The sequence below is a fragment of the Desulfovibrio sp. 1188_IL3213 genome, from assembly GCF_036763145.1.
Lineage (GTDB): Bacteria > Desulfobacterota > Desulfovibrionia > Desulfovibrionales > Desulfovibrionaceae > Desulfovibrio.
On sequence record NZ_JBAIYR010000247.1, the window covers coordinates 1 to 3463 of the forward strand.

General features: G+C 58.8%; 5 protein-coding genes. 2 read left to right on the forward strand and 3 right to left on the reverse strand.

All coding sequences use genetic code 11. The features are described 5' to 3' along the window. From V6C16_RS09630 to V6C16_RS09640, 3 genes are all read right to left on the reverse strand, one after another. Positions 1–380 (reverse strand): ATP-binding cassette domain-containing protein (locus V6C16_RS09630; protein WP_333543086.1); only part of this gene is annotated, 380 nt, incomplete at its 3' end. A gap of 591 nt (positions 381–971) precedes the next feature. After that, the gene (locus tag V6C16_RS09635; RefSeq protein ID WP_333534467.1) at positions 972–1709 is read right to left on the reverse strand and encodes a YebC/PmpR family DNA-binding transcriptional regulator; all 738 of its coding nucleotides are present in this window, start codon (positions 1707–1709) and stop codon (positions 972–974) included. Positions 1710–1742: 33 nt separating this feature from the next. After that, complete coding sequence (locus V6C16_RS09640; RefSeq protein ID WP_333534469.1) at positions 1743–2375, reverse strand: RlmE family RNA methyltransferase; 633 nt, start codon at positions 2373–2375, stop codon at positions 1743–1745. 182 nt (positions 2376–2557) lie between these two features. Between V6C16_RS09640 and sodC the strand changes: the two genes are divergently transcribed. Then, positions 2558–3094 carry a superoxide dismutase [Cu-Zn] SodC gene (gene sodC, locus V6C16_RS09645; protein ID WP_333534464.1) on the forward strand — a complete coding sequence of 179 codons (537 nt, stop codon included), beginning with the start codon at positions 2558–2560 and terminating at the stop codon, positions 3092–3094. A gap of 132 nt (positions 3095–3226) precedes the next feature. Then, positions 3227–3463: hypothetical protein (locus V6C16_RS09650; RefSeq protein ID WP_333543087.1), on the forward strand; the 237-nt coding region annotated here is incomplete at its 3' end.

Genomic DNA, 3463 nt, shown 5'->3' on the forward strand with positions numbered 1-3463 from the left:
CGCAGCACGCGCAAGCCCGCTTCGCGCACCAGAGGGCGGGGCAGGTGCAGGTGTTCGCTCAGGGGCAGGGTGACGTTTTGCACCAGACTCAACGCGCCGAGCAGGGCGCCGTCCTGAAAAAGAACACCCATGTGGCGGCGCACCCTGCGAAAATCATCCTTGCCCAACGAAAAAAGATCGCGTCCGCCCACCAGCACCTGGCCGGAAAGAGGGCGTGACAGACCGATGATATGGCGCAGCAGTGTCGATTTTCCGCAGCCGGAGCCGCCAAGAATGACCGACACTTTGCCGCCCGGCAGCACCGCGTTGACATCACTGAGCACCACATGGCTGCCGTAGCCCACGCTGAGCGCGCGAAATTCTATGTCCCATGCCTGCATGAAAGCCTGCCGTGTTTCAGGATTGTGGCCGTACCCGGTTGCCGGGCGCGGAGCGGAAGGTATTTTGCGGTCTGTGCTTTTTTGTGTGTTCCGCCGGGGCCGCCACAGCCTAACCCAGGCCGAGCGGGGGAACAAGCCCGTGAAATACGGGCAGTGCCGTGATGACGCGTCACGGCGTACCGGGAAGTCAGGCGGTTCAGGGGCTGTGCCGCACACCGCAAGTTTGTCGGCCTGCGGCGCTGGACAGGGTGTTGCGTCCGTATGCGCCCAAGGCCGCTGGTGGCTTGCGCGGCAGGGTTTTAAGGGCAGATCCCTGCCGCGCGCTCCACGCCTGAAACGTTCGAGGCTTGTGACGTTTTAGAGCATTTTCACTCTGAAACTGCTCCGGCGACTGCGTGAGCAAGCGCAATTTATTTGCGCTGTCAAGCGCCGAAGCGAGCGTGCCGTAAACTTTGAGAATGCCCATTCTCAAAGGTAATCTGTTCCAAATGCTCGCTTGGGGCAGACAAAGCCTGCCAAGGCGCATTTTCGGGCAAGAATTTTCAGAAAAACTCTTGCAGGGCAGTCAATGCATTGCATTGGCAAGCTGCTCTAGTCTTCGGGCATGTCCTCGGGAAAGTCGACGTTGGCGTACACGTTCTGCACGTCATCGTTGTCGTCCAGGGCATCCATAAGGCGCAGCACTTTCTGGCCCATGTCCGCGTCAACAGCCACCAGGTTCTGGGGAACCATGGCAAGCTCGGCAGACTGCATGACAATGCCCGCAGCTTCCAGCGAATCGCGCACGGCGGTGAAGTCGGTCAGGGCCGTATGGATGGTCCATTCTTCCCCATCGTCAATAACATCGTCAGCCCCGGCTTCCAGGGCGGCTTCCATTATTTTTTCTTCGGGGTAGGCGTTTTTTTCAACGCTGATGACGCCTTTGTGGTCAAACATCCAGCCAACGCTGCCGTTTTCACCCATTGAGCCGCCATGCTTGGAAAAGAGGTGGCGCACTTCGGCCACGGTGCGGTTCTTGTTGTCGGTGGCTACTTCGACCATGACAGCGATGCCGCCGGGGCCGTAGCCTTCATAGAAGGTTTCGGTAAGATCGCCGCCGGCGTCTTCGCCGGTACCCTTGCGGATGGCCGCCTCGATCTTGTCTTTGGGCAGGTTTACGGCCTTGGCCGCAGCAATGGCCGCGCGCAGACGGGGATTCATGGCGGGATCGCCGCCGCCCTTGGCTGCAATGATAATTTCTTTGGCGGCCTTGGTGAACAGCTTGCCGCGTTTTGCGTCCTGACGGCCCTTACGGTGCTGAATATTGGCCCATTTACTGTGACCAGCCATAAAACCTCCGAAACCTTTAGGGAATAAATTGTTTTACCTGCCCGGCGGCGTACCCACGGGGTCGGTCTGGTTCGGCTTGCCGCGAAAGCCAAGGCCCACGAAAAACGTTTCCTTGCTTTCGGCGCGCGAACTCTTGGGCTTGAAGGACTTGACCGTTGTAAAAGCCTTGCGCATGGGCGCAAGCAGTTCCTGCACGTCCGGACCCATGAAAATTTTAACCACAAAGCCGCCGCCTTGCTTCAAATGCAGGCAGGCCACAGCCAGCGCTTCCACAGCCAGGTCCAGCGAGCGGGCCTGGTCGGTAAAGCGGGTGCCTGTGGTGCGCGGGGCCATGTCGCTTATAACATGGTCAAAGGGGCCGAGTTCTTCCAGTCTGGCCTCAAAGGCCGGGGAGCGGTTGAACACGTCTTCCTGCATGAAGATGACCTGGGGGGGAAAGGCCGTCTCGGTGCTTTGAATGTCACAGGCCAGAACCAGGCCCCGGGAACCCACCTTTTCCGCCGCGCCCAATGACCAGGAGCCGGGGGCTGCCCCCAGGTCCAGAATCTTTTGGCCGGGCCGCAACAGGCGGAATTTGGCGTCCAGTTCCTTAAGCTTGTAGACCGAACGCGCGGGATAGTTCTCGCGCTTGGCCTTCAGGAAGTAATGGTCTCGATATTCCTTCATAATAAATACCAACGCGCAAGCGTACTCCTTTTTGCGCATTTCGCCAAGTGTCATGTAGGGCAGGCAGCCGAAAAAAAACGGCGACATGCGTTGACCGCTCTCTTTTGATGATATAGGTTATCAGTACGGTTTCATGGCGACCGGGCTTTTCGCCCGTACGCCGTAATTAAAGGAGACTGCTTATGAAAAAAATTCTGCTGGCCTTGAGCTTTGTATGTTGCGCCCTCTGGATCGGCGCCGGCGTCGCCCAGGCGGAAAGCGTTAAGGTTCCTGTCAATAAAATTACTGATGAAGGCGTGGGAGAGGCCATCGGCTTCATCACCTTTGCTGATGACGGCAAGGGCGGAGTAGACGTTCTTGTTGATATCGTAGGCATAAGCGAAGGCGAGCACGGCATGCACGTGCACGAAAATCCTTCCTGCGCCCCTGCTGAAAAAGACGGCAAAAAAATTGCCGGTCTGGCTGCGGGCGGACACTTTGATCCCGATAAAACCGGCAAGCATGAAGGCCCCGGCAAACACGGCCACAAGGGCGACCTGCCCGCCATCAATGCCGATGCCAAGGGCGTGGTCAACGCCAAGGTGCATGCCCCCAACCTGAGCGTCAAGGACCTCAAGGGCCGTTCCATCATGATCCACGCCGGCGGCGACAACTATTCCGACCAGCCCGCGCCCCTGGGCGGCGGCGGAGCACGCATCGCCTGCGGTGTGATTAAGTAAGCGAAAAAAACCTCCTTTCAAGCGAACTGCTCACCTCCTGACATACAAGCCCCGCCGCCATACAAGCGGCGGGGCTTTTCCACGCCGCCCTCATTGGCTATGCTGTGAAAAAACACGGCAAAGCGAGAAGTCATGGCAGGACAAGCAAAAAGAACACCACCAGCCGGGAACGGCAAAAAAAATATTTCCGCAGCGGCATGCCGTGAAAGTGCTGGGGACAAGGAGCAGCCGCGTGAAGCTCCCACTTTGTCCTCCATGCCCCGGCGGGCCTGCCTGCCGGATTTTTCCGGCCGTGTGCTGACCCTGCCTGATGGGCCGGAGTCCTGGCAACGCCGGGGTGAAGGGCCGGACGCCCTTGTTCTGGGCTTG

Excerpts from the sequence above, each read along its gene's own strand:
- V6C16_RS09635 (WP_333534467.1), bottom strand. The coding sequence starts at position 1,709 with ATGGCTGGTCACAGTAAATGGGCCAATATTCAGCACCGTAAGGGCCGT.
- V6C16_RS09640 (WP_333534469.1), bottom strand. The coding sequence starts at position 2,375 with ATGAAGGAATATCGAGACCATTACTTCCTGAAGGCCAAGCGCGAGAAC.
- sodC (WP_333534464.1), top strand. The coding sequence starts at position 2,558 with ATGAAAAAAATTCTGCTGGCCTTGAGCTTTGTATGTTGCGCCCTCTGG.